Origin of the sequence: Oceanibium sediminis, from assembly GCF_003265325.1 — a bacterium.
GTDB classification, from domain to species: Bacteria; Pseudomonadota; Alphaproteobacteria; order Rhodobacterales; family Rhodobacteraceae; genus Halovulum; species Halovulum sediminis.
In genome coordinates this window covers 318,423-340,116 of record NZ_QGNX01000003.1, presented here as the reverse complement: position 1 = coordinate 340,116, position 21,694 = coordinate 318,423, and the positions used below count along the sequence as shown (strand labels likewise).

At 68.2% G+C, this 21,694-nt stretch carries 21 protein-coding genes; 9 read left to right on the top strand and 12 right to left on the bottom strand.

What is annotated here, in order from left to right; all coding sequences use genetic code 11:
• Window positions 1-13 precede the first annotated feature (13 nt).
• A complete protein-coding gene (locus DJ029_RS10080) occupies window positions 14-1,144 on the bottom strand; it encodes an NAD(P)/FAD-dependent oxidoreductase (RefSeq protein WP_232823037.1) in 1,131 nt (376 codons plus the stop codon).
• Between the two features lie 70 nt (window positions 1,145-1,214).
• Between DJ029_RS10080 and mnmC2 the strand changes: the two genes are divergently transcribed.
• Window positions 1,215-1,901, top strand: a complete 687-nt coding sequence (gene mnmC2, locus DJ029_RS10075; protein WP_112322305.1) for a tRNA (5-methylaminomethyl-2-thiouridine)(34)-methyltransferase MnmC2 — start codon at window positions 1,215-1,217, stop codon at window positions 1,899-1,901.
• Here mnmC2 and DJ029_RS10070 read toward each other — a convergent pair.
• On the bottom strand, window positions 1,888-3,852 hold the full coding sequence (locus DJ029_RS10070) for a lytic transglycosylase domain-containing protein (protein ID WP_112322304.1): 1,965 nt from the start codon (window positions 3,850-3,852) through the stop codon (window positions 1,888-1,890). The genes mnmC2 and DJ029_RS10070 overlap by 14 nt on opposite strands.
• A 259-nt stretch (window positions 3,853-4,111) precedes the next feature.
• Here DJ029_RS10070 and dapA point away from each other — a divergent pair, with 259 nt between their 5' ends.
• Genes dapA through DJ029_RS10050 form a run of 4 tightly spaced genes read left to right on the top strand, consistent with a single transcriptional unit; the run spans window position 4,112 to window position 7,198 of the window.
• On the top strand, window positions 4,112-4,987 hold the full coding sequence (gene dapA / locus DJ029_RS10065; RefSeq protein WP_112322303.1) for a 4-hydroxy-tetrahydrodipicolinate synthase: 876 nt from the start codon (window positions 4,112-4,114) through the stop codon (window positions 4,985-4,987).
• 6 nt (window positions 4,988-4,993) lie between these two features.
• A complete protein-coding gene (locus tag DJ029_RS10060) occupies window positions 4,994-5,611 on the top strand; it encodes a CDP-alcohol phosphatidyltransferase family protein (RefSeq protein WP_112322302.1) in 618 nt (205 codons plus the stop codon).
• Window positions 5,608-6,558 (top strand): phosphatidate cytidylyltransferase, encoded by a 951-nt coding sequence (locus DJ029_RS10055; protein WP_112322301.1) that lies wholly within the window; start codon window positions 5,608-5,610, stop codon window positions 6,556-6,558. Before DJ029_RS10060 ends, DJ029_RS10055 begins: the two co-directional genes overlap by 4 nt.
• A 1-nt stretch (window position 6,559) precedes the next feature.
• On the top strand, window positions 6,560-7,198 hold the full coding sequence (locus DJ029_RS10050) for a lysophospholipid acyltransferase family protein (RefSeq protein ID WP_112322300.1): 639 nt from the start codon (window positions 6,560-6,562) through the stop codon (window positions 7,196-7,198).
• A gap of 21 nt (window positions 7,199-7,219) precedes the next feature.
• Here the strand turns inward: DJ029_RS10050 and sbmA are convergent, their stop codons facing one another.
• The gene (gene sbmA, locus DJ029_RS10045; RefSeq protein ID WP_112322299.1) at window positions 7,220-8,512 is read right to left on the bottom strand and encodes a peptide antibiotic transporter SbmA; all 1,293 of its coding nucleotides are present in this window, start codon (window positions 8,510-8,512) and stop codon (window positions 7,220-7,222) included.
• A 145-nt stretch (window positions 8,513-8,657) separates the two neighbouring features.
• Between sbmA and smpB the strand changes: the two genes are divergently transcribed.
• Window positions 8,658-9,131 (top strand): SsrA-binding protein SmpB, encoded by a 474-nt coding sequence (gene smpB, locus DJ029_RS10040; RefSeq protein WP_112322298.1) that lies wholly within the window; start codon window positions 8,658-8,660, stop codon window positions 9,129-9,131.
• Between the two features lie 3 nt (window positions 9,132-9,134).
• Complete coding sequence (gene gntR, locus DJ029_RS10035; protein ID WP_112322297.1) at window positions 9,135-10,163, top strand: HTH-type transcriptional regulator GntR; 1,029 nt, start codon at window positions 9,135-9,137, stop codon at window positions 10,161-10,163.
• A gap of 24 nt (window positions 10,164-10,187) precedes the next feature.
• Here gntR and DJ029_RS10030 read toward each other — a convergent pair whose 3' ends face one another.
• The 9 genes from DJ029_RS10030 to DJ029_RS09990 form a co-directional block, all read right to left on the bottom strand.
• Window positions 10,188-10,910 (bottom strand): proteasome-type protease, encoded by a 723-nt coding sequence (locus DJ029_RS10030; protein ID WP_112322296.1) that lies wholly within the window; start codon window positions 10,908-10,910, stop codon window positions 10,188-10,190.
• A 23-nt stretch (window positions 10,911-10,933) separates the two neighbouring features.
• Window positions 10,934-11,743: a transglutaminase family protein gene (locus DJ029_RS10025; RefSeq protein WP_112322295.1), complete on the bottom strand. Its 810-nt coding sequence runs from the start codon at window positions 11,741-11,743 to the stop codon at window positions 10,934-10,936.
• 3 nt (window positions 11,744-11,746) lie between these two features.
• The gene (locus tag DJ029_RS10020; RefSeq protein ID WP_112322294.1) at window positions 11,747-12,697 is read right to left on the bottom strand and encodes an alpha-E domain-containing protein; all 951 of its coding nucleotides are present in this window, start codon (window positions 12,695-12,697) and stop codon (window positions 11,747-11,749) included.
• A 1-nt stretch (window position 12,698) separates the two neighbouring features.
• On the bottom strand, window positions 12,699-14,114 hold the full coding sequence (locus DJ029_RS10015; protein WP_112322293.1) for a circularly permuted type 2 ATP-grasp protein: 1,416 nt from the start codon (window positions 14,112-14,114) through the stop codon (window positions 12,699-12,701).
• 105 nt (window positions 14,115-14,219) lie between these two features.
• Window positions 14,220-15,626, bottom strand: a complete 1,407-nt coding sequence (locus DJ029_RS10010) for a mannose-1-phosphate guanylyltransferase/mannose-6-phosphate isomerase (RefSeq protein WP_198671114.1) — start codon at window positions 15,624-15,626, stop codon at window positions 14,220-14,222.
• A gap of 177 nt (window positions 15,627-15,803) precedes the next feature.
• Window positions 15,804-16,733, bottom strand: coding sequence for a metal ABC transporter permease (locus DJ029_RS10005; protein ID WP_112322292.1), 930 nt, complete (start codon window positions 16,731-16,733; stop codon window positions 15,804-15,806).
• A complete protein-coding gene (locus DJ029_RS10000) occupies window positions 16,730-17,935 on the bottom strand; it encodes a metal ABC transporter permease (protein WP_112322291.1) in 1,206 nt (401 codons plus the stop codon). The genes DJ029_RS10005 and DJ029_RS10000 overlap by 4 nt, the downstream gene beginning before the upstream one ends.
• Before the next feature lie 11 nt (window positions 17,936-17,946).
• Complete coding sequence (locus DJ029_RS09995; protein WP_112322290.1) at window positions 17,947-18,759, bottom strand: metal ABC transporter ATP-binding protein; 813 nt, start codon at window positions 18,757-18,759, stop codon at window positions 17,947-17,949.
• A gap of 12 nt (window positions 18,760-18,771) precedes the next feature.
• The gene (locus DJ029_RS09990) at window positions 18,772-19,761 is read right to left on the bottom strand and encodes a metal ABC transporter solute-binding protein, Zn/Mn family (protein ID WP_112322289.1); all 990 of its coding nucleotides are present in this window, start codon (window positions 19,759-19,761) and stop codon (window positions 18,772-18,774) included.
• A 188-nt stretch (window positions 19,762-19,949) separates the two neighbouring features.
• On the opposite strand from DJ029_RS09990, the gene DJ029_RS09985 reads away from it, so the two are divergent.
• Together DJ029_RS09985 and DJ029_RS09980 are read left to right on the top strand one after the other, a co-directional pair.
• Window positions 19,950-20,375 carry a Fur family transcriptional regulator gene (locus tag DJ029_RS09985; RefSeq protein ID WP_112322288.1) on the top strand — a complete coding sequence of 142 codons (426 nt, stop codon included), beginning with the start codon at window positions 19,950-19,952 and terminating at the stop codon, window positions 20,373-20,375.
• 117 nt (window positions 20,376-20,492) lie between these two features.
• Window positions 20,493-21,668, top strand: a complete 1,176-nt coding sequence (locus DJ029_RS09980; RefSeq protein WP_112322287.1) for a BaiN/RdsA family NAD(P)/FAD-dependent oxidoreductase — start codon at window positions 20,493-20,495, stop codon at window positions 21,666-21,668.
• Window positions 21,669-21,694 lie beyond the last annotated feature (26 nt).

Here is a 21,694-nt window from a genome sequence, read left to right as displayed (position 1 = left end):
CGGGCGCGATAACTCAGGCGGGATAGGCGGGCGCGCCCTGCAGGTGATGGGCGACGGTGAAGCTGTCGGGGATGTCCGCCCCGGCACCCTGCAGCATGTCGGCCATCACCTCGCCCACCAGCGGGGCCAGCCCGAAGCCGATCTTGAACCCGCCGAGCGCGGCGAAGACACCGTCGCAGCCGGGCACCGAGCCCAGCATGGGATCCCGCCGCCGCGCCTTGGGGCGCACGGCGGCCCAACGCTCCAGCACGGGCGCGGCGCGCAAGTCGGGCACAAGGCGGCCGGCGGTTTCCATCAGGTGGTCGAGCTGCGCGTCCGTCCCCTCGCCCTGCCCGTAGGCGGGCTCGGAGGTGGACCCGACCGCCACGCTTTCCGGCCCATGGGCGATCACGTAAACGCCGTCGTCAAACAGGATCGGCGCGGCGTCCGGCAGCGTCGCGCGCAGCAGCGCCGCCTGTCCCTTTACCCCAGAGCCGAGCGTCCGGCCCAGACGCTGGCCCAGCAGCTCCAACCCGCCAAGCCCCGCCGCCAGCACGATCCGGGGCGCGTGAAGCGCGCCGTCGGCGGTGACGACCCGCCCCGGCTCGACCGCGCTCACGCCGGTCTGGGGGCGGATCGTGGCCCCCGCCCGGGCTGCCGCCAGGGTCAGCGCGTGACACGCGCGGCGGGGAAACAGTTGCGCGGACAGGGTCTCATGCACCATCGCGGACACGTCCTCACCCGCGCTGACCCAGGGCGCGCTGTCGGCGGGAACCACTCGCCACGCCGCCCGCCCCTGCCAGAGCGTCGCGGCCTGCTCTGCGCGGGCGGCGGCAAGCGCCTCGGCCTCCGGCCCGCGCAGGGGCAGGAGCCGGCCGAGCGCGCGATAGCCGGTCGGCTCGCCGCTCTCGGCCTCCACCCCGGTCCAGTAGTCGCGCGCCATGAGCAGGGATTTCAGCTGGAACTCCTTCTTGGGGTTCCAGTTGTCGGGCACATGCGGGCTGAGCGCGCCGACCACCCCGCCCGAGGCCCCCGCGCCGGGGCTTGCCTGGTCGACCACGGTGACGGCAAGGCCGCGCAGCGCCGCCGCGCGCGCGACCGCCAGCCCGAAGACGCCCGCGCCGACGACGATCACATCCCCGGCGTTGCGATTTGCGATTGTCAAACGGCCCCGCCTTCCTATGCTCTCAGCCCCCGGGGCGCCGTGCCGACGCCCCGCCAGGAGACGGCTTAGCATGCAAGAGCGCCCATCGCCCAGCCTTCTGTGGTCCGATGACACCACCCCCGTGGCCGAGGCCTTCGACGACCCCTATTTCGCCTTCGGCGACGGGGCGGCGGAATCCTCCCATGTGTTCCTGGACGGCAACGGGCTACCGGACCGGGCGCGCGCGGGTTTCAGCATTGCCGAACTGGGCTTCGGCACCGGCTTGAACCTGATCGTGGCCGCGCGCGCCTGCGCGGGCGTCTGCGCCACCTCCGGCGGGCGGATGCGCTTCACCAGTTTCGAGGCGTTCCCGATGCGCAGCCCCGACATGGCCCGCGCGTTGTCGCGCTGGCCCGACCTCGGGCCCTGGGCCGAGCCGCTGGTGGAGCATATCGAACAGGGGCGCGAGGTCTTCCCCCTCGGGCCCTTCGACGTGCGCCTTGTGATCGGCGACGCGCGCGACACGCTGCCCGCCTGGCCCGGCAAGGCGGATGCGTGGTTCCTTGACGGCTTCAGCCCCGCGCGCAACCCCGAGCTTTGGGGCGAGGCGCTGATGCAGGCCGTCGCCGACCACACGACTCCCGGCGGCACCTTCGCCACCTACACGGCCGCGGGCCACGTGCGCCGCGCCCTGGCCACGGCCGGGTTCGAGGTGCAGCGCACGCCCGGTTTCGGGCGCAAGCGTCACATGAGCCGCGGGCAGCTCAGCGGGGTTTGAGCGCCTCGCCAAGGCCGATGGGTCCGGCGCGCCCGTTGATACGCGCGCGGTAGACGTGCAGGCTTTCCATGACGCGCATCACGTAGTTGCGGGTTTCGCGGAAGGGCATGTGCTCGATCCAGTCGATCGGATCGACGCCGGGGCGGCGCGGATCGCCGTAAAGCTCGATCCAGCGCTCGGGGCGGCCCGGCCCGGCGTTGTAGGCCGCCGCGGCCAGCAGGATCGATCCGTCGAAACGCTCGAGCATGTCGGCCAGGTACTGGCTGCCGAGCTGACCGTTGTAGGAGGGGTCCGAGGTCAGCCGCCCCTGCTCGTACGGAAGGCCGAGCTGACCGGCCACCCGTTCGGCGGTGGCCGGCATCACCTGCATCAGCCCGCGCGCGCCCGCCGGGGAAATCGCCCTCGGGTTCAGCTCGCTTTCCTGGCGGGCGATGGACATGGCCAGTTCGGGGGGGATCGCCGTCACCTCGCGGGCGAGCGCGGTCACGGGGTAGTAGGCATCCGGGTAGATGACGCCATCCTCGACCACGCGCTTGGCGATCTTCACCGCCGCCGCGGTCTGCCCGATGTCCAGCGCATGCGCCGCCAGCGCCGCGCTGTCCTGGGGGGACAGGCTTTCCTGCACGTGCAGAAGGAACCGCAGCGCGGTCACCGTGTCGCCCGCCGCTTGCAAGAGTTCCGCCGCGCGGACCGGGGTGCGCTGGCGCAGCGCGCGGGGCACGCCCGGCAGCGCGCCGCTGGTCACGATGCTCTGATCCACCGGCAGGCCGATCCTTTCGGCCGCCAGCTGCCCGTAGAAGGTAGTCTGGAACGTGCCCCCGAAGCCGTAGGCGGCGCGCGCCTCGGCCTGGTTGCCAAGGCGCTCATGCGCCCGCCCCAGCCAATAGCCAGCCCGCCCGAGCGAGATCGGCGTTTCGACCGCGTGGCGGAAATTCTCGAAGTGACGCAGGGCGCGACCGGGGTCCTCAAGATAGGTCAACGCGAGGTAGCCCGAAAGCCATTCCAGATCGGCGTAGTTCGCGCCTTCGCTCAGGTAGTGCCGCGAGGCGATCTCGTAGGCATTGCGCGGCCTCCCGTCGCGCATCGCGCGCCGCGCGATGGCCCGCCGGCTGGAGGCCCAGGCCTCGGGCCGCCCCAACGACGCGGCAGAGGTGGAGCGTTCGCGCAGCAGGCTTTCCGCATCGTCCCAGCGGTCCTTGGCAAGGCGCCAGCGGAACCGGTCGTGGGCGACGCCGGGATCGTCGGCGCGCGACGCCGGGATCGCCGCGATCAGCGCATCGACCCCATTCGCCCTGTCGCTGAGCGCGATCCGCGCGCGGGCCACCGCCGCGTCGGCGGGGCCGAGCAGATCCAGCATCTCTTTCGCGGCGCTGGTGCGCCCCTCCCAGAGCAGGTTGTCGGCGCGCACTGCATGATGGGCGCGCAGGCTCTCAGCGTATTCCCGGCGATAGAAGGCGCGGTCGGACTCGCTCATCGCGATGTCACGCCAGGCGCGGACGCGTTCCGCCGCGCCCGCCTCGCCCCCGAGGGCCGCGGACAGCAGCAGCGCCCCGCGCCCGGACTGCGGCGGGATGGCGGCGAAGAAGGCGCGCACCTCGGCTGGGGGCAGTCCTGCGGGCATCTGCGCCTCGGCCCGGCGCTGCAACAGCGGAAGACCGGGCCAATCGGCGTTGCGGCGAAGGAAATCGACGTATTCGCGCCACGGGGCATCGCCTGCCCGCAGCTTGTGCCAGGTGATGATGTCCGCGGCGATCGGGTCCCCCGATTCCGCGGCAAGGGCCTCGGCGCGCTCGAAGTTGCTGGCGTAGACATAGGTCAGCGCCTCGGTCAGCTTGTCCGCCTGGAACGCCTGCGCCAGCGGGGCCATGGCAAGCCCGGCAAGGGTGGTCAGCGTGAAGATCAGGCGCGGCAGCGCGCGGCCGGGTCGCGCCCGGCGCAGGGGCTTGGTCATGGACTGTGCTGTGTCGTTCGATGGTGGTGGCCGAAGGTGGCACAGAAATCGGATTCTTTGAAGCCGCCGCCGGGGCATCGGCGGCGCTCCGCGCCCGGGCGTGACCGCGCCGCCGCACCCCGCGCCCGCCGCTCTGAAATCGGCCGCCGGGCACGCCGGGGGCCGCCGCCGGCCCTTGAACGGCGGGAATTTCGCCGCTAGGGTCGCGCCGCAGTTTTCAGGGCAAGACGCCCGCCACTTTCATCAAAGGACAGCGACCATGTTCCAGGGTTCCATCCCCGCGCTCATCACCCCGTTTCTGAATGGCAACGTGGATGAGAAAGCGCTGAAAAAACTGGTCGACTGGCACGTGGAAGAAGGCAGCACGGGCATCGTCGCCGCCGGCACCACCGCGGAAAGCCCGACCCTCAGCCACGCCGAGCACCGCCAGTGCATCGAGCTGATCGTCAAGCAGGCCGCCGGGCGCGTGCCGGTGATCGCGGGTGCAGGCTCCAACAGCACCACCGAGTCCATCGGCCTGATCCAGTTCGCCGAAAAGGTGGGCGCTGACGCCGCCTTGGTGGTGACGCCCTATTACAACAAGCCGAACCAGCGCGGGCTCTACCAGCATTTCAAGACGCTGCATGACGCCTGCGAGTTGCCGATCATCATCTACAACATCCCCGGCCGCTCGGTCATCGACATGACGCCCGAAACCATGGGTGAGCTGGCGAAACTGCCGCGCATCATCGGCGTGAAGGACGCGACGGGCGACGTCACCCGCGTTTCCGACCAGCGCGCGACCTGCGGCAAAGACTTCATCCAGCTCTCGGGCGAGGATGGCTCGGCGCTCGGCTTCAACGCCCATGGCGGGGTTGGCTGCATCTCGGTCACGGCGAACATCGCGCCGCGCCTTTGTGCGGAATTCCAGGCCGCGACGCTGCGGGGCGACTACGCCGCCGCGCTGGAGTTGCAGGATCGGCTGATGCCCCTGCACCGCGCCGCCTTTGTCGAGCCGAACCCCTGCCCGACCAAGTACGCCCTGTCCCGCCTTGGCAAATGCACCGAGGAGGTGCGCTCGCCCCTGGTCGGGATCACGGACGAGACGCGCGCGCAGATGGATGCGGCCCTCGCCCATGCCGGGCTGATCAGCTGACCGCCCATGGTCAGCGTCTATGACCTGAAGCCACGCTTTCAGGCGCTGCTGCGCCCGCTCTGCCTTTCGCTGGCCGGGCGCGGCATCACCGCCAACCAGGTCACCGTCGCCGCCTTCGTCCTCAGCCTGTTGCACGGGCTGTGGATCGCCAGCGGCGTGTGGACGATGCTGGCCCTGCTGACGCTGCCCGTCACGCTGTTCCTGCGCATGGCGCTGAACGCCATCGACGGGATGCTGGCGCGGGAGTTCAACCAGAAATCCCGCCTTGGCGCGCTGCTGAACGAGCTGGGCGACATCGCCGCCGACGCCGCCCTCTACCTGCCGCTGATCTGGGTGGCGGGCATGCCCCAGGTGCTGCTGGCCAGCGTCGTGATCCTTGGCCTGCTGGTCGAGGTGGCGGCCATCCTCGGCCCGATGATCGGGGCCAGCCGCCGCTATGACGGGCCCTTCGGCAAAAGCGACCGGGCGCTGTTCTTCAGCCTGTTCGCGGTGCTGGTCGCAACCGGCGTGCTGCAAGGACCGCTGATCACCGCCGCGCTGGCGCTGGGGCTACTGCTCGGCGCCGCCTGCCTCGCACAGCGGATGCGCCGGGCCCTGGCCGAAGCGCCGGGGGACACCCCGTGAGCTGGCTGGAGCGTATCGCCCCCGCCCCCGTCGGCCCCGCGCTGGCAGTGATCTTTGCCGTGCTGATCGCGGCCAGCGTGCTGGTCGCCATCATCGCGCGGCGTCGCCCCTGTGCAAGCAGCGACGAGTTGGCGCTGCGGGTGCGTTCGTGGTGGTTCATGATCTCGATCTTCGCGCTGGCGATCGTGCTTTCGCCCGTGGTGTCGACCGTTTTCCTCGGCTTCGTGTCGTTCCTGGCGTTCAAGGAGTTCATCTCTCTCATCCCGACGCGGCGGGTGGACCGGGTGGTTCTGTTCTTCGCCTACCTGTCGATCCCCGCGCAGTTCACCTTCGCGCACCTGGACTGGTACGGGATGTTCGTTGTCTTCATCCCGGTCTGGGGCGTGCTGTTCCTGGCCATGCTGATGGTGCTGCGCGGGCAGACCGACGGGTTCCTGCGCGCCATCGGCACCTACAGCTGGGGCCTTCTGATCACCGTCTTCGCGTTGAGCCATACGGCCATGCTGCTGGCGGGCGGTCAGGCGTGGAACCCCGGCGGGGGCGGCGCGGGGCTGCTGCTGTTCCTGGTGGGGCTGACGCAGTTCAACGACGTGGCGCAATTCACCTGGGGCAAGCTGCTGGGCCGGCGCAAGATCATCCCCGCCGTCAGCCCCGGCAAGACGGTCGAGGGGTTCCTCGGCGGCGTCGCCACCACGGCGCTGGTCGCCGCGCTGGTCGGCCCTTACCTCACCGGCATGGATTGGCCTTGGTCCCTTGTCGCGGGCGCGATGATCGCCGTGGCGGGTTTCGTGGGGGACGTGACGATCTCCGCCCTGAAGCGGGACCTCGGGGTGAAGGACTCCGGCGGGCTGATCCCGGGGCACGGCGGCATCCTCGACCGGGTGGACAGCCTGACCTACACCGCGCCGGTGTTCCTGCATTTCTACCGCTTCTTCTTCGTGGGCTGAGATGGTACGCCTGCTTCGCCTCGGCTTTTTCGCCCTGATCGTCCGCCCGCTGCTGATGCTGGTGCTCGGCACCAACATCCGCCACCGCGAGCGCCTGCCCGCCAAGGGACCGGCGATCATCGTGGCCAACCACAACTCGCACCTCGATACGCTGGCGCTGATGGCGATGTTCCCGCTGAAGCGGCTGGACGACCTGCGCCCCGTCGCGGCGGTGGACTACTTCGACAAGGGCGGCGCGCTGGCCTGGTTCGCGAAACACATCATCGGCATCATCGGCGTGCGCCGCGGCCAGGGCGGAGAGGGCAACCCCCTCGCCCCGGCCGAGGCGGCGCTGGACGCGGGCCGCATCCTGATCCTGTTCCCCGAGGGCACGCGGGGCGAGCCCGAGCGCCTTGCCCGCTTCAAGAAAGGCGTTGCCCACCTGGCCAAGGCCCGCCCCGATACACCGGTGACCCCTGTGATGCTGCACGGCTTCGGCAAGGCCCTGCCCAAGGGCACGATCCTTTTCGTGCCCTTCAACTGCGACGTGTTCGTGGGCGAGGCCTTCCGCACAGACGGCACCGTGGACGGGTTCATGACCCGCATGGAAAGCGCCTTCGAGACCCTGACGGCCGAGGCCGGCCCGGCGGGCTGGGACTGACCGCCGCCCCCACCCCGTGCGTTACGCCTCGGGGCGGACGGGCTGGGTATCCCCCTCCATCTCGATCCGGGCCAGCCGTTCCCCGGCGATGGTTTGCTCGAAGGCGGCCAGGCGCTTGTAGATCGACATCAGCTCGACGATCGTAGACCAGTTGTGCACGAGGAACTGGAAGCTGTCCTCCACCCGGCCGAAAGCGCGCAGGATTTGCTGCATCACGCCCAGCGTGAAGCCCGCGGTGACGATCGTGGGGCCCAGCGCGATATAGGGCACCATCACCCCGAACTGCAGGTAGCCATAGCGCGCAATGTCGAAATAGAGGTAGTTGATATACAGCCGAAAGTAGTTCTTGCGCACGTTGCCGTAGAGCTCGTTCAGCGTGGGCGGGGCGGAACGCTCGGCATTGTCCTCGCCCAGCACCAGCTCTTTCCGATAAGCCGCCTCGACCCGCTGGTTGCGGAACTCCAGCCCCGGCAGGCGGATGCCCGCAAGGGCCAAGGCCGTGGTGCCGAACACCGACCAGAGGATCGCGGTGAAGACCAACGCCTGGCTGACCTCCCCGATCACGGGCAGTTCCTTCACGTGCACCGACAGCCCCCACAGGATCGGCAGGAAGGCGATCAGCGTCATGATCGCGTCGATGAAGCGGGTGCCCAGCCCCTCCATGATGCGCGCGAAACGCATGGTATCTTCCTGCACCCGCTGGGAAGCGCCCTCGATATGGCGCACGTCCTGCCACATGCCGACGTAGCGGTCGTTCATCGCGGTGCGCCAGCGGAAGACGTAATGCGCCACGAAGAAGTTGTTCAGCACCGCCACGATGATGGCGATCATCACGATGGTCAGGAAAGTGATGAGCTGGGCGTAATACTCGTCCGGCGTCACCGCCGCCGCGTCGCCCAGTGCGACCTGGATCAGGTCATAGAACGTGCCGAACCATTCGTTGATCATCACGTCGATCTGCACCTGGAACCAGACCGTGAAGATGATCAGCGCCGAGCCGGCGATCGACCAGCGCGCCCATGTATGCGCGCTGTAGCGCATCCAGAACGCAACGAAGGCCAGGTAGGACAGGATCATGTACTGCCAGAACCAGATTTCCTGCGCACGCTCGCTGGCGGCGGCGAAGGCGGCGGCGGCCTCCTCGCTGGCGCCCTCGGCCAGGTCTGCGGGAAAGCCCGCCCCGACCAGGTTGCCGAGGGACATGTAAGGGCCCCAGTCCGCGGCGCCGATGAACCACATGGCGATACAGAACACGGCCCACCCCAGGGCCGAGAGAAAGAACAGGCGGGGGTTCGGAAAGAAGGACTCAAACACGCGTCGCACGCTCCTCTGGCAATGTGGTCAGACGATCTAACGCGCAATTTGGGGCCAACGCCAGCGGCGCAAAATGAAATCGCTGTCATGAAGCCGCCACGCACAGCGTCTGGACAGCCCCGCCCCGCCTGATTACATGCCATGCATGGCCAAAGCACCGAACCCCAACGCCCGCACCGTCGCCGAGAACCGCAAGGCGCGCTACAACTACGCGATCGAGGATGACCTCGAATGCGGCATCGTGCTTGAAGGCTCGGAAGTGAAGTCGCTCCGGCGCGGCAACGCGCAGATCACCGAGAGCTACGCCGAGGTGAAGGACGGAGAGCTCTGGCTCATCAACGCCCATATCGAGGGCTACGACAAGGCCAAGACCTTCGGCCACGAGGAACGCCGCCCCCGCAAGCTGCTGGTCAACAAGCGCGAGCTGTCCAAACTCTGGCAGGGCGTCGGGCGCGAAGGCATGACCCTTGTGCCGCTCAGCCTGTATTTCAACGGGCGCGGCATCGCCAAACTGAAGCTCGGCCTTGCCAAGGGCAAGAAGCAGGCCGACAAGCGCGAGACCGTCAAGCAGCGCGACTGGAACCGCCAGAAGCAGCGGCTTCTGCGCGATCGGGGCTAGGGCATGGCGCGCAAGCGGCGCGGATCGGGCAAGCCCACGATCATGGATGTCGCCCGCGAGGCCGGGGTCAGCGCCATCACCGTCAGCCGCGCCTTGCGCACGCCCAAGCAAGTCTCCGACAAGACGCGGACCAAGGTGGACAGCGCGATCCGCGCGCTTGGCTACACCCCAGATCCGGCGGCGAAGGCACTTGCCTCGCACCGCTCGGACATCATCGGGGTGATCCTGCCCTCGGTCACGAACTCCGTCTTCCAGGACACGCTGCGCGGCATCTACGAGGTGGCCGAAACCGCGCCCTACCGCGTGCAGCTGGGCAACACCCAGTACTCCGCTGCCGAGGAGGAGCGCCTGCTGCGCGGGCTGCTCAGCCAGCGCCCAGCGGGGCTGATCCTGACCGGGGTGGACCAGTCCGCCAGCACCGCCGGGCTGCTGCGGGGGGCGGATTTTCCCATCGTGCAGATTACGGAAATCGGCCCTGCCCCGTTCGACATGATGGTCGGCTTTTCCCATTCGCAGGCGGCGCAGCTTGCGGCGGAACACCTGGTCGCGGCGGGCTATCGGCGCATCGCCTTCCTTGGCGCACGGCGGGATGCGCGCTCCACCCGGCGGCTGTCGGGCTTTCGCGCGGTGCTGGAGGCGCACGGGCTCTACGACCCGGGCCGGGTGCTGTTTTCCGAGCAGCCCTCCTCCGTGCCGCTGGGCGCGGCGCAACTGGGCGAGTTGCTGGACATGGACCCGAAGGCGGACGCGGTGCTCTGCAACAACGATGACCTGGCGCTGGGGGCGCTGTTCGAATGCCAGCGGAGCGGCATCGACGTGCCCAACGCCTTCGGCATCTGCGGGTTCAACGATATCGACACGATGGCCGTGACGCACCCCGCGCTCACCTCCGTGCGCACCCCCCGGCGGGAGATCGGGCGCCAGGCGATGACCATGATGCTGGCGCGGCTGGCGGGCGAGGACCCGGGGCCGACCACGCGCAACCTGGGCGTGGACCTGATGCCGCGCGCCAGCACCGCGCGGGCCGCCTGACGGCCCGTCCGCTCAACGCCGCGCTCAGGGAATGGATTTGAAGCTGTTGCGCAAGGCCTCGGACCACGCTTCGGACATCGCCTGGTAGGTGGGGTCGTTCGCCTCGATCCGGGTTTCCTCGATGATCGAGCAGGTGTCGGCGCGAGTGATGACCAGGTCCAGCGGCAGCCCGACGCTGAGGTTCGAGCGCAGGGTCGAATCCATCGACAGGATCGCCGCCTTGCGCGCATCCTCCAGCGAGGTTTCGGGCGTCACCACCCGGTCGAGGATCGGCTTGCCGTACTTGTGCTCGCCGATCTGCATGTAGGGCGTGTCTTCGGTCGCCTCGATGAAATTGCCCTCGGGATAGAGCATGAACAGGCGTTGCGCCCCGCCCTTTCGCTGCCCGCCCACGATCATGGAGGCAGTGGCGTGCTGGCTCATCCGCTCGACCTTGGCAGAGATATCCGCGGTCACGTCGGACAGTACCCGGCCCACGATTTCGGCCACGCCCAGCATCGTCGGGGCGGCCAGGATGTTGTCGGGGTGATTGCTGTCTTCCTGCTCGATCGCCTCGCGCAGCTTCGCGATCACGGTCTGGGTCACCGAAAGCGAGCCCGCCGTCTGGATCACCACCAGCTTCTCGCCCGGCTCGGCGAAGACGAACAGCTTGCGATAGGTCGATATGTTGTCGACACCCGCATTGGTGCGCGTGTCGCTGAGGAAAACCATGCCTTCGTTCAGAAGCAGGCCGACGCAGTATGTCATTGAGCCTCCAGCGGGCGGCCCGTTTATTGCTGCGCCGCCACAGAGACGGATATATCCAACGATTCGTCGCCCGAGCCAAGCGAAATCCCCCGGATCGGGGCAGCATCTTGTGCGTCCATTCCAGAGCAGACCCTGATGTAGCGGTCATCCGGGCAGCATTGGTTGGTGGCGTCAAAGCCCACCCAGCCCAGGTCCGCGACATGGATTTCGGCCCAGGCGTGGCTGGCCTCATGGGAGTTGCCCTCGGCGTCGGCGAAAAGGTAGCCGGTGACGTAGCGCGCCGGCATTCCTAGGATCCGCGCCAGCGTGATCAGCACATGGGTCTGGTCCTGGCAGACGCCCCGGCCTTGCTCCTCGACCTCGGCGGCGGTCATGTCCGCATGGGTCGAGCCGGGCACGTAGGCGATCTCTTCCGCGACAATCCCCATCAGGTCATGGGCCCCCTCAAGCGTACCCGCCTTGCGGGACGAAACACGCTGGGCCAGGGCGCGCAGCCCGATGCCCGGCGCGGTGGTCCAGGTGCTGCGCAGGTAGACGCGGGGCGCCACCACTTCCTTGTGCTTCATCAGGATCCCCGAAGTGTCCTCAGTGGTCACGCTGCCTTTCACGCGGATCGCGATTTCCGACACCGGACCGGGTAGCGTCATAAGGCACACGTTGTCCCCTGCGCCATCGCGGAACCCCGCGCCGAAGCTGGCCCCGTCGACCGAGACATCCCAGTCCGAAACGCTCTGCCCCCCGTTGGAGGCAGGCGTCAGCTTGTGGCTTTGCACCACCCGCATGCGGGGCGATTCAAAGCGGTAGGTGGAGGTATGTTCAACAGTGATCTGCATGGTTTATACCTTTCCGAACAGGTAGCTTTCGGCGATCGCATGGCTGATGGCGGCATTCTTGCGGATGAAGTCGTTCAGGAACTCGTGCAGTCCGTCCTCGATGATCTCTCCGATATCGGCCGCCTTTAGGTCCGCCAGCAGCTCTCCCGCGGTCTGACGCGCCACGGACGGGACGCCCTGCAGGTCGGCCAGCTCGCCCAGCGCATCCTCCGCCTCGTTCACGCAGTGGATCAGCGCGCGCGGGCAGGACCGGTTGAGAATCAGGAAATGCGCGATGTTGCGCGGCGTGTACTCCCCCCCGTAAGTCCAGTGATAGGAGCGGTGCGCCGACAGCGCGCGCAGCAGGGACGTCCACTGGTAGCTGTCCACGCCGCCGCCGACCATGTCGATCGTGGGCAGAAGGACGTAGTATTTCACGTCCAGCAGCCGTGCGGTGTTGTCCGCCCGCTCAAGCATGTAGCCCAGCTCGAAGAAGTTGTAGCCCTCGTTCTCCAGCTGGGTGTTGACGAAGGAGCCACGCACCTGCGCGGAGTGTCCCCGCGTCCACTCGCAGATCCGCGGCAGCGTCAACTCGGAACGCGCCGTGCGCTCAAGCTCGGTGAATTGCAGGTAGGCCTGGTTCAACGCCTCCCACACCTCGGTCGTGACGGCGGTTCGCACGGCGCGGGCGTTGTTGCGCGCCGCGGTCAGGCAGCTTTTTATGCTGGAGGGGTTGGAGGCGTCGAACACCAGGTGGCTGACGGCGCTGTGCTCCACCGGCTCGCCGTATTTCTCGACGAAGCCCGCGTTGGTGCCAGAGGCCGCCAGGATAGAGCCCCATTCCGAGCCGAGCCCGCCGTCCGCAGTCGGAATCATCTGCATGCGGTAGCCCATCTCCAGCAGGCGGGCCATGGAATCGGCGCGCTCCATGTAGCGGGCGGTCCAGTACAGGTTTTCTGCGGTTCTGCTCAGCATGTCATTCTCCCGACACGACCCAGGTGTCCTTCACCCCGCCGCCCTGGCTTGAATTGACCACCAGCGAACCTTCGCGCATCGCCACCCGCGTCAGGCCGCCGGGCGTCAGGTGGATGTCCTTGCCGACAAGGCAGTAGGGGCGCAGGTCCACGTGGCGCGGGGCAAGCCCGCTGTCCACGAAGGTGGGGCTGGTGGACAGGGCCAGCGTCGGCTGGGCGATGAAGTCGGCCGGGTCCGCCTTGATCCGGCTGGCGTAGGCGGCGATTTCCTCCTTGGTGGCGGCGGGGCCGACCAGCATGCCGTAACCGCCCGAGCCGTGCACTTCCTTGACCACCAGGTCCTTGAGGTTTTCCAGCACGTATTTCAGCGAGTCCGCATCCCCGCAGCGCCATGTCGGCACGTTCTGCAGGATCGGCTCCTCGCCCAGGTAGAAGCGGATCATCTCGGGCACGTAGGTGTAGATCGCCTTGTCGTCGGCCACCCCGGCGCCGGGGGCCGAGCAGATCTGCACCCCGCCCGAGCGGTAGACGTTCATCAGCCCCGGCACGCCTAGCATGCTGTCGGGGCGGAAGCACAGCGGGTCGATGAAGGCATCGTCGATGCGGCGGTAGATCACGTCCACCCGCTGCGGGCCCCTGGTGGTGCGCATGTAGACGAAGTCGCCATCTACGAACAGGTCCTGCCCCTCGACAAGTTCCGCGCCCATCTGGTCGGCCAGGAAGGAATGCTCGTAATAGGCCGAGTTGAACGAGCCAGGCGTAAGCACCACCACCGTCGGCGCGCCCTCGCATTTCGCCGGCGCGACCGAGGCCAAAGTGCGGCGTAGCGCGCGGGGGTAGTCATCTACCGGCAGCACGCGGGCGGTGCGGAACAGGTCCGGGTTCAGCCGCATCATGATCTCGCGGTTTTCCAGCATGTAGGACACACCGGACGGGGTGCGGCAGTTGTCCTCCAGCACGAAGAACTCGTCCACGCCGGTGCGCACCAGGTCGATGCCGACGACGTGGCTGTAGACGCCGCGCGCGGGATCCACCCCGATGACGGAGGGTTCGTAGGCTTCGTTGCGATAGACCAGTTCGCCGGGGATGCGGCCCGCGCGGATGATCTCGCGCCGGTGATAGACATCCCAGAGGAAGGCGTTCAGCGCGCGGGCGCGTTGCTTGATGCCGCGCTCCAGCTTGCGCCATTCGCGTTCGGTGAAGACGCGGGGCATCATGTCGAACGGGATCAGGCGCTCGGTCGATCCCTCCGACTCGGAATAGACGGCGAAAGTGATGCCGATGCGGCGGAAGATCGTCTCGGCTTCCGCACGCTTGATGCGGAATTCGTCCTGCGAGTGACTGTCGATCCAGGCCTGCAGATGCTTGTAGGGGACACGGACTTCGCCCCCATCCATCATCTCATTGAAGAAATCCATATGCTTTTCCCTGTTTCGAACAAGGTTTCAGGTTTGACCGGTTTTCGCAACAGTCCAAGGCTGCCGCGTGGTGTGCCCAGGGAAAGCAACGCACTGAACGGCTGTTCAGTTCCGTGCGTAAACATCATCGTATCGGATGATGTCGTCCTCCCCCAGGTAGTCGCCGGACTGCACCTCGATCAGGACCAGCGGGTCCGGGGTCGGGTTGTGCAGCCGGTGTTTCGCCCCCAGCGGGACATAGATGGACTGGTTTTCGCACAGGCGGCGGACGTCTTCATCCACCGTCACCTCCGCCTCGCCCGCGACGACGACCCAGTGCTCTGCCCGGTGGCGGTGACTTTGCAGGCTGAGCAACCCGCCGGGGTTGACGATGATGCGCTTGACCTGGAAGCGCGGGCCCAGCGCCAGTTGCTCGTAAGAGCCCCAGGGGCGGAAGATCTTCTTGTGCTCGCTGGCCTCCACCCGGTCCGCCGCCTTCAGCTGGCCGAGCAACTCCTTCACCGATTCCGTGCGGTGCCGGTCGGTCACCAGCACCGCGTCGCCGGTCGCCACGACCACCACGTCGCGCAGGCCCGACACCGCTACAACCGGCCCCTCGGAGTGGATGTAGCTGCTCTCGCTGTCGTGCAGGAACACGTCGCCCCGGGTCACGTTGCCCGCCTCGTCCTGGTCCCGGACGGCCCAGACCGACGTCCACGAACCGAGGTCGGACCAGGCGAAATCCACTGGCAGGACGGCGGCGAATTCCGTGTGCTCCATCACCGCGTAGTCGATCGACAGGTCCGGGCAGGCCAGCAGCGCCTGTTCGGGCAGGCGAAGGAAATCGAGGTCCGCCTCCATGCCGGCGTGCGCGGCGCGCGCGGCCGCCATCACGGCGGGGGCGTGACGTTCCATCTCGGCGATCATCAGCGCGGCGGGGGCGGCGAAGATCCCGGCGTTCCAGTAGTGCCCTCCCTCGGCCAGGAAACTGGCGGCAGTGGCCTTGTCCGGCTTTTCGCGGAACGCAGCGACTCGCGCCGCATCGCCCGCCAAGGGCGCGCCGCGCTTGATGTAGCCGTAGCCGGTATGCGGCGAATCCGGCGTAATCCCGAAGGTGACGATATGCCCTTCCGAGGCAATCCCCGCCGCTGCGCGCGCCGCGTCGCGGAACGCCCGGGCGTCGGGCAGGTGATGGTCTGCGGGGATCAGCAGCATCACCGTATCCTCGACTTCCTCCGCCGCCAGAAGGGAGGCCAGCGCGGCGGGAAAGGCGGTGTTTCGCGCCAGCGGCTCCAGCACGATGCGCCCCGCATGGCCGCTTTCGCGCAGCTGCTCGGCCACCAAGAAGCGCTGCGCCTCGGCGCAGATGACGGTCAGGCGATCCCCCAGCGGCGCGACCCGGTCCAGCGTGGTGCGCAGCATGGTCTGCTCACCGTGAAGTTTCAGGAACTGCTTGGGATGGGAGGGGCGTGACACAGGCCACAGGCGCGATCCACTGCCCCCGGACAGCACGACGGGGAGTATCCGGTTCAAGGGGCTTCGATCCTTGTTGGTTTATTCGGCCTTGATACTGGCGTCTTTCGCCGCGCGGGAAAAGGCCAAATGCCGTAAAGGGTTCACCCCGGACCGGACCGGGGCATGTTTGCACGGCGAAACGCCACGACTGCGCGAAATTTGCCCAGATCCGAAAGGTTTGGCGCCTTCGCGCCCTCAGCCCTGCGCGGAGGCCCCGCTGCGCGTCCGGCACGGGCCGAAGACGGCGGCCAGCGCCAAGACCAGCCCCGAGACGGTGGCGATCATGCCCGCCGCGGATACCGCGTTGCTGCCGCCGAGCCAGAGCGGCCCGTAGCCGGCCAGAATGAACCCCAGAACGGCGGACAGGATCGCGAACCCCACGCTCCAGGCGATCTGCATTTCCAGGCGGTCGGTCATCAGCCGCGCCGCCGCCGGCGGGCAGATGAACATCGCGATCACGATGATCGAGCCCACCGCGTCGAACGCCGCCACCGCCGCCACGGCGGACACCACGACCAGCGCGATGCCCAGCGTCGCGGTGGGAATGCCCAGCGTGCGCGCAAACCCCTCATCGAAGGTCGAGATCTTCAGCGGCCGCCAGAAGATCAGCGTGAATGCCGCCACCCCGAGGCAGACCGCCGCGATCCGGCCCAGTTCGGGCGGCAGCCCCGCCAGCGCCACCGGATCCCAGAGCGAGGACCAGCCCGTCGCGTCCAGCCAGATCAGGCTTTCCAGGTTGCCGTAAAGCGCATGTTCCACGTCCAGATGCACGGAGGAAGTATCGCTCTGCTCAAGCGCCAGCACCCCGGCGGCGAACATCGCCGTGAAGACGACGCCCATCGCCGCGCCCGGCTCGATCCGGCCCAGGCGACGGACCGCCTCGATCAGCACCACGGCGACCACGGCGGCCCCCGCCGCGCCGATCAGCATCGGCCAGGCCGAAACCACTCCCGTCACCAGGAAGGCGGCCACGATCCCGGGCAGCACCACGTGGCTGATCGCGTCCCCAATCAGGGCCTGGCGGCGCAGCACCAGGAAATTGCCCGGCAAGGCGCAGGTCACCGCCGAGAGTACGCTAATCAGCAGCGGCGACAGGGTCAGCGCGACGAATTCCGCGGTGTTCATGGCTTGACCCCTTTCGGCAGGCCGATCCTTCGGTCGATCTCGGCCACCTGGTCGGGGGTGAGCACGGTCTCGATCTCGCGCAGCCCGTCGTAGAGCGAGGCGGCGACCTCATGCGCCTCCATCGAGCGCAGGACGGTCCAGCGGCGCTCATCGCGCAGGGCCTTCGCGGCGCGGGCGCGCCCGCCGTCGGTCGGCACGCCGTCGGCGCGCACCAATCCCGCGCGGCGCAGAAGGCGCAGCGTCAGGGGTTCGTAGATCGGCTGTTCCTGCGCCAGCGCCAGCAGGCCCTGGCGCATGTGCACCGCGGCCTGGAACCGCCGGTGGCGCAGGAACGAGGAAAGCACGCCCCGCCCCGGCGACAGCATCAGCGACGCCGCGAAGCCCGCGAAGGCCACGAGCACGATGATCGGCCCCGTCGGCAGGTCGGGCGCGGTGGCAGAGATGGCCGCGCCGACATACCCCGCCATGCCGCCAAGCCCGCCCGCGATCATCACCACGTGGTCCGAGCGGTCCGACCAGAACCGCGCGGTGACAGGCGGGATGATGAGCAGCGCCACGATCAGGATCAGCCCGACGATTTTCAGCCCGACGACGGTGACCGCCAGGACCAGCGTCATCATCAGTAGGTCCGTGCGCCGCGTGTCGATGCCGGTGGTTTCGGCAAAGCCGGGATCGAAGGCGACCAGGATCATCGGGCGGCGCAACAGGATCACCAGCCCGAGCGTGATCAAGCCGCCGACCGCGATCACGACAGCGTCGGAATAGAGCATCCCGGCGGTGGAGCCGAGCAGGAAGCTTTCCAGCCCCGCGGCACGGCCCGCGGGGATCGTTTGAATCACCGTCAGCAGCACGATGCCGAAACCGAAGAACACCGACAGCACCGCGCCGATGGCCGCATCCTCACCCAGCCGCGTGGCCCGGCTCAACCATTGCACCAGCCACAGGCCCAGCAGCGCGGTCAGCGCCGAGCCCGCCAGCAGCCCCGGCAGCCAGCGCCCGTCCCCGCCCAGCAGCACCATCAGGATGAAGGCCAGCCCGACGCCCGGCAGCGTCGCGTGGCTGATCGCATCGCTGACCAGCGCGCGTTTGCGCAGGAACAGGAAGGTTCCCGTCACCCCGGCGGCGACCCCCAGTAGCGCCGCGCCGATCGCCACCAGCGTGGCGTTGTAGCCGAGTTGTAGGGTGAGCGCGTCAAGCAGCATAGAGTGGCCCGTCAGGCCCCGGCCAGCGACAGCTGGTCGATCTGCGCCGTGGCCAGCCGCCCGCCGTAGGCCTCTTGCAGGTATTCTGGCACGAAAGCCTCGTCTACAGGACCCTCGGCGATCTTGCGCACGTTCATCAGCACCACCCGCTCGAAGTAGTCGCGCACCGTGGACAGGTCGTGGTGCACCGCGACCACCGTGCGCCCCTCGTCCCGCAGGGTTTTCAGCACCGCGATGATCGCCTTCTCGGTCGCGGCGTCGACCCCGGCGAAGGGCTCGTCTAGCAGGTACAGGTCCGCCCCCTGCGCCAGCGCGCGCGCTAGGAAGACGCGCTGCTGCTGGCCACCGGAAAGCTGGCCGATCTGGCGGGTGGCGAAACCGTCCATGTCCACCCGCTCCAGCGCCGCCATGGCGCGCGCCTTGTGCGCCGCGCCGATCCGGCCGAGCAGGCCAAGCTCTCGGTACAGGCCCATGGTCACCACGTCGATCACGCGGGTCGGAAAGTCCCAGTCAACGGAGGCGCGCTGCGGCACGTAGGCGATACGCCCCCGCGCCTCGGCCAGGGGTTTGCCAAAGACGGTGACGCTGCCCGACAAGGGCTTCACGATGCCGAGGGCCGCCTTCAGCAGCGTCGATTTCCCCGCGCCGTTGGGCCCGATGATCGCTGTCATCGCGCCCGCCGTCACGGTCATGTCCACGGAAAAGACCGCCGGTTTCTCGCCGTAGGACACGGTCAGCCCCCGGATCGCCAGCGGGCTGTGCGCCAGTGCCGCCATCTCTGGCCCGAGGCGCGCGCCGTCCGCACTTGCAAGTGTCAGGTTCATCGCTGTGCCTCCCTAGAATCCGACGCTCAGGCGGCCCAGCCGCCCACGGTCCGGCGGCGTGCCGCCAAGGGCCGCCGCGATCGTCGTCACGTTGTGATCGATCATGCCGAGGTAGCTGCCCTCGTAACTGCCAGCCGGACCCATGGCGTCGGAATACAGTTCTCCGCCGACGCGCACCTCGTGCCCGCGAGCAGCGGCCCCTTCGATCAGGGCGCGGATGTTGCGGTCAGAGACCGAGCTTTCCACGAAGACCGCCCCGATCCGGCGCGCGACCAGCAGCTCGACCAGCTCGGCGATCCGCGCGAGGCCCGCCTCGGACTCGGTCGAGATACCCTGGATGCCCAAAACCTCGAAGTCATAGGCCACGCCGAAATAGCGGAACGCGTCATGTGCGGTGACAAGCACGCGGCGCTCGGCCGGGACGCCGCTGAGCGCGTCCTGCGAATAGTCGTGCAGCGCGACCAGATCCTGCTGGAAGGTTTCGGCGCGCGACGCGATCCCCTCGGCCGCATCGGGTACGAGGGCGCTGAGCGCCTCGGTGATTTCCGCGCTGGCCAGCGACCACAGGCGCGGGTCCATCCAGATATGCGGGTCCTTGCGGGCCGCGTAATCCTCATGCCCGAGCAAGCGGTCCTTCGGCACCGTTTCCGCCACCGCGCGCACCGGCTGCCGGTCTGCGAGGCGCAGCAGGAACTCCTCCATCTGCGCTTCCAGGTAAAGCCCGTGCCACAGCACCAGGTCGGCCCGGGTCAGCGCCAGGATATCCGTGCGCGTCTGGCGATAGGCATGCGGATCGACCCCCGCCCCCATCAGCGCGCGCACCTCGACCGCCGCGCCGCCGATGACGCTGGCAGTATCCCCGATCATCCCCGTCGTCGCCACCACCTGCGCCACCGGCCCGGCCGCCCGAAGCGGCGTTGCGAAAGCGCTAAGCGCCGGAACACAGCCGGCCCCGAGAAGGCTGGCCAGCATCCTGCGGCGGGTCGGCGTCTGAGCGGTCATTCGGGACGGTCCTTTGCGTTTCGGGCGGTCGGTCGTCCGCCTGGGGAAGTCGGTCGGTCGTCTTTCATGTAGGGCGCCGGGGCCCTGTTGCAATTGCTTATGCGAACGATTTGCAACTGTCAATGTTATTGCGAACGACTTGCAACAGCGTCTTGCGCGTGACGAGCGACCGGCTGTACAGTCGCGCCATGAGCAATACCGCGATCAAACACCTGCGTGACATGGAAGACGCCCTGCGTGCCGACGGCATGCGGATCACCCGCCAGCGCGTGGCGATTCTGTCCGTCCTGGCAGAGGCGAACGACCACCCCGACGCGGATGAGGTGCATCGCCGCACCAAACAGGTGGATCCCTCCGTCTCCCTCGCCACGGTCTACCGCACCCTGTCGGTGCTTGAGAACCACGGCGTCGTCCACCGCCTGACCTTCGAAGGCGGCGGCGCACGGTTCGAGACGGCGGACGCGCCGCACCACGATCACATCATCGACGTGGATACCGGCGCGGTGGTCGAGTTCCACTCGGACAAGATCGAAAGGCTCCAGGCCGAGATCGCGGCAGAGCTGGGCTATGACGTCGTGCACCACAAGCTTGAGCTGTACTGCCGCAAGCGCTGAGCAAAGGCGCGCGCCGCTCCGGCATTGGCGTGCCACGCCGGTGATTGCCCACGGGCCGCGCGGGGATTAGACAGGGCCCGCGCGCCGATCCCGCGCGCGATGGCTGAAGGCCCCCGCATGGACTATGACGCAATCATCCTCGGCGCCGGTGGCGCGGGCCTGATGGCCGCGGCCACCGCGGGACAGGCCGGGGCGCGGGTGCTGGTGATCGATCACGCCGACAAGCCGGGAAAGAAGATCCTGATCTCAGGCGGGGGGCGGTGCAATTTCACCAACATGGGCGTGGAGCCGGAATGCTTCCTGTCCAACAACCCCCATTTCGCGAAATCCGCGCTCAGCCGCTACACGCAGTGGGATTTCCTCGCACTCGTGGAAAAGCACGGCATCGCCTGGCACGAAAAGACGCTGGGCCAGCTGTTTTGCGACGGCTCCGCCAGGCAGATCGTGGCCATACTGCTGGACGAATGCGCCAGTGGCGGCGTCGATATCCGCCTGTCCACCGGGATCGGCGACTTTGCCCACCGCGACGGGCGTTTCTACGTGGCGGGCGCGTCCGCTCCGCGGCTGGTGATCGCCACCGGCGGTCCCTCGATCCCAAAGATGGGGGCCAGCGGCGTCGCCTATGACATCGCGCGCCGCTTCGGCCTTGGCGTCGTGACGCCGCGCCCGGCCCTTGTGCCGCTGACCCTGGGTGAGGACGACAAGCTGTTCCGCACGATCTCAGGCGTGGCGTGCCCTTCGATCGCGCGGGTCGGTGGTGTTGCGTTCGAGGAAGCGGCGCTGTTCACCCATCGCGGGCTGTCCGGCCCGGCGATACTGCAAGTCTCCTCCTACTGGTCGCCGGGGGATGCGGTGACGCTGACAGTGCTGAAGGACGCCGCCGACTACCTGCGCGCTGCCAAGCGGGACATGCCGCGCAGCCACCTGAAGGCGGCGCTGGGCCAGGCCCTGCCGAACCGCCTGGCAGAGGCGCTGGCGACCCGCATCGGCATCACCCGCGAGCTTGGCAACGTGCCCGACGCGGAACTGCTCCGCGCGGCAGAGGTTCTGGAAGCGCTGACCTTCCACCCCAACGGCACCGAGGGCTACGCCAAGGCGGAGGTGACCGCGGGCGGTATCGACACTGCCGAGTTGTCTTCGCGCACCATGGAGGCCCGCGCCTGCCCCGGCCTTTACGCCATTGGCGAGGCGGTGGACGTGACCGGCTGGCTGGGTGGGTACAACTTCCAATGGGCCTGGTCCTCGGGCGTGGCGGCGGGCAACGCCATCGCCGAGGCCGTGCGCAAGGGCTGAGCGGGGGCGTCTCCAGCCACCGGCAC

What these genes read in the sequence shown, in the direction of transcription:
- DJ029_RS10030 (WP_112322296.1), bottom strand. Translation starts at nt 10,910, where the DNA reads ATGACATACTGCGTCGGCCTGCTTCTGAACGAAGGCATGGTTTTCCTC.
- DJ029_RS10020 (WP_112322294.1), bottom strand. Translation starts at nt 12,697, where the DNA reads ATGCTGAGCAGAACCGCAGAAAACCTGTACTGGACCGCCCGCTACATG.
- DJ029_RS09990 (WP_112322289.1), bottom strand. Translation starts at nt 19,761, where the DNA reads ATGACCGCTCAGACGCCGACCCGCCGCAGGATGCTGGCCAGCCTTCTC.
- DJ029_RS09995 (WP_112322290.1), bottom strand. Translation starts at nt 18,759, where the DNA reads ATGAACCTGACACTTGCAAGTGCGGACGGCGCGCGCCTCGGGCCAGAG.
- smpB (WP_112322298.1), top strand. Translation starts at nt 8,658, where the DNA reads ATGGCCAAAGCACCGAACCCCAACGCCCGCACCGTCGCCGAGAACCGC.
- DJ029_RS10000 (WP_112322291.1), bottom strand. Translation starts at nt 17,935, where the DNA reads ATGCTGCTTGACGCGCTCACCCTACAACTCGGCTACAACGCCACGCTG.
- DJ029_RS10005 (WP_112322292.1), bottom strand. Translation starts at nt 16,733, where the DNA reads ATGAACACCGCGGAATTCGTCGCGCTGACCCTGTCGCCGCTGCTGATT.
- DJ029_RS10070 (WP_112322304.1), bottom strand. Translation starts at nt 3,852, where the DNA reads ATGACCAAGCCCCTGCGCCGGGCGCGACCCGGCCGCGCGCTGCCGCGC.
- DJ029_RS10050 (WP_112322300.1), top strand. Translation starts at nt 6,560, where the DNA reads ATGGTACGCCTGCTTCGCCTCGGCTTTTTCGCCCTGATCGTCCGCCCG.
- mnmC2 (WP_112322305.1), top strand. Translation starts at nt 1,215, where the DNA reads ATGCAAGAGCGCCCATCGCCCAGCCTTCTGTGGTCCGATGACACCACC.
- DJ029_RS10015 (WP_112322293.1), bottom strand. Translation starts at nt 14,114, where the DNA reads ATGGATTTCTTCAATGAGATGATGGATGGGGGCGAAGTCCGTGTCCCC.
- DJ029_RS10025 (WP_112322295.1), bottom strand. Translation starts at nt 11,743, where the DNA reads ATGCAGATCACTGTTGAACATACCTCCACCTACCGCTTTGAATCGCCC.
- gntR (WP_112322297.1), top strand. Translation starts at nt 9,135, where the DNA reads ATGGCGCGCAAGCGGCGCGGATCGGGCAAGCCCACGATCATGGATGTC.
- DJ029_RS09980 (WP_112322287.1), top strand. Translation starts at nt 20,493, where the DNA reads ATGGACTATGACGCAATCATCCTCGGCGCCGGTGGCGCGGGCCTGATG.
- DJ029_RS09985 (WP_112322288.1), top strand. Translation starts at nt 19,950, where the DNA reads ATGAGCAATACCGCGATCAAACACCTGCGTGACATGGAAGACGCCCTG.
- dapA (WP_112322303.1), top strand. Translation starts at nt 4,112, where the DNA reads ATGTTCCAGGGTTCCATCCCCGCGCTCATCACCCCGTTTCTGAATGGC.
- DJ029_RS10060 (WP_112322302.1), top strand. Translation starts at nt 4,994, where the DNA reads ATGGTCAGCGTCTATGACCTGAAGCCACGCTTTCAGGCGCTGCTGCGC.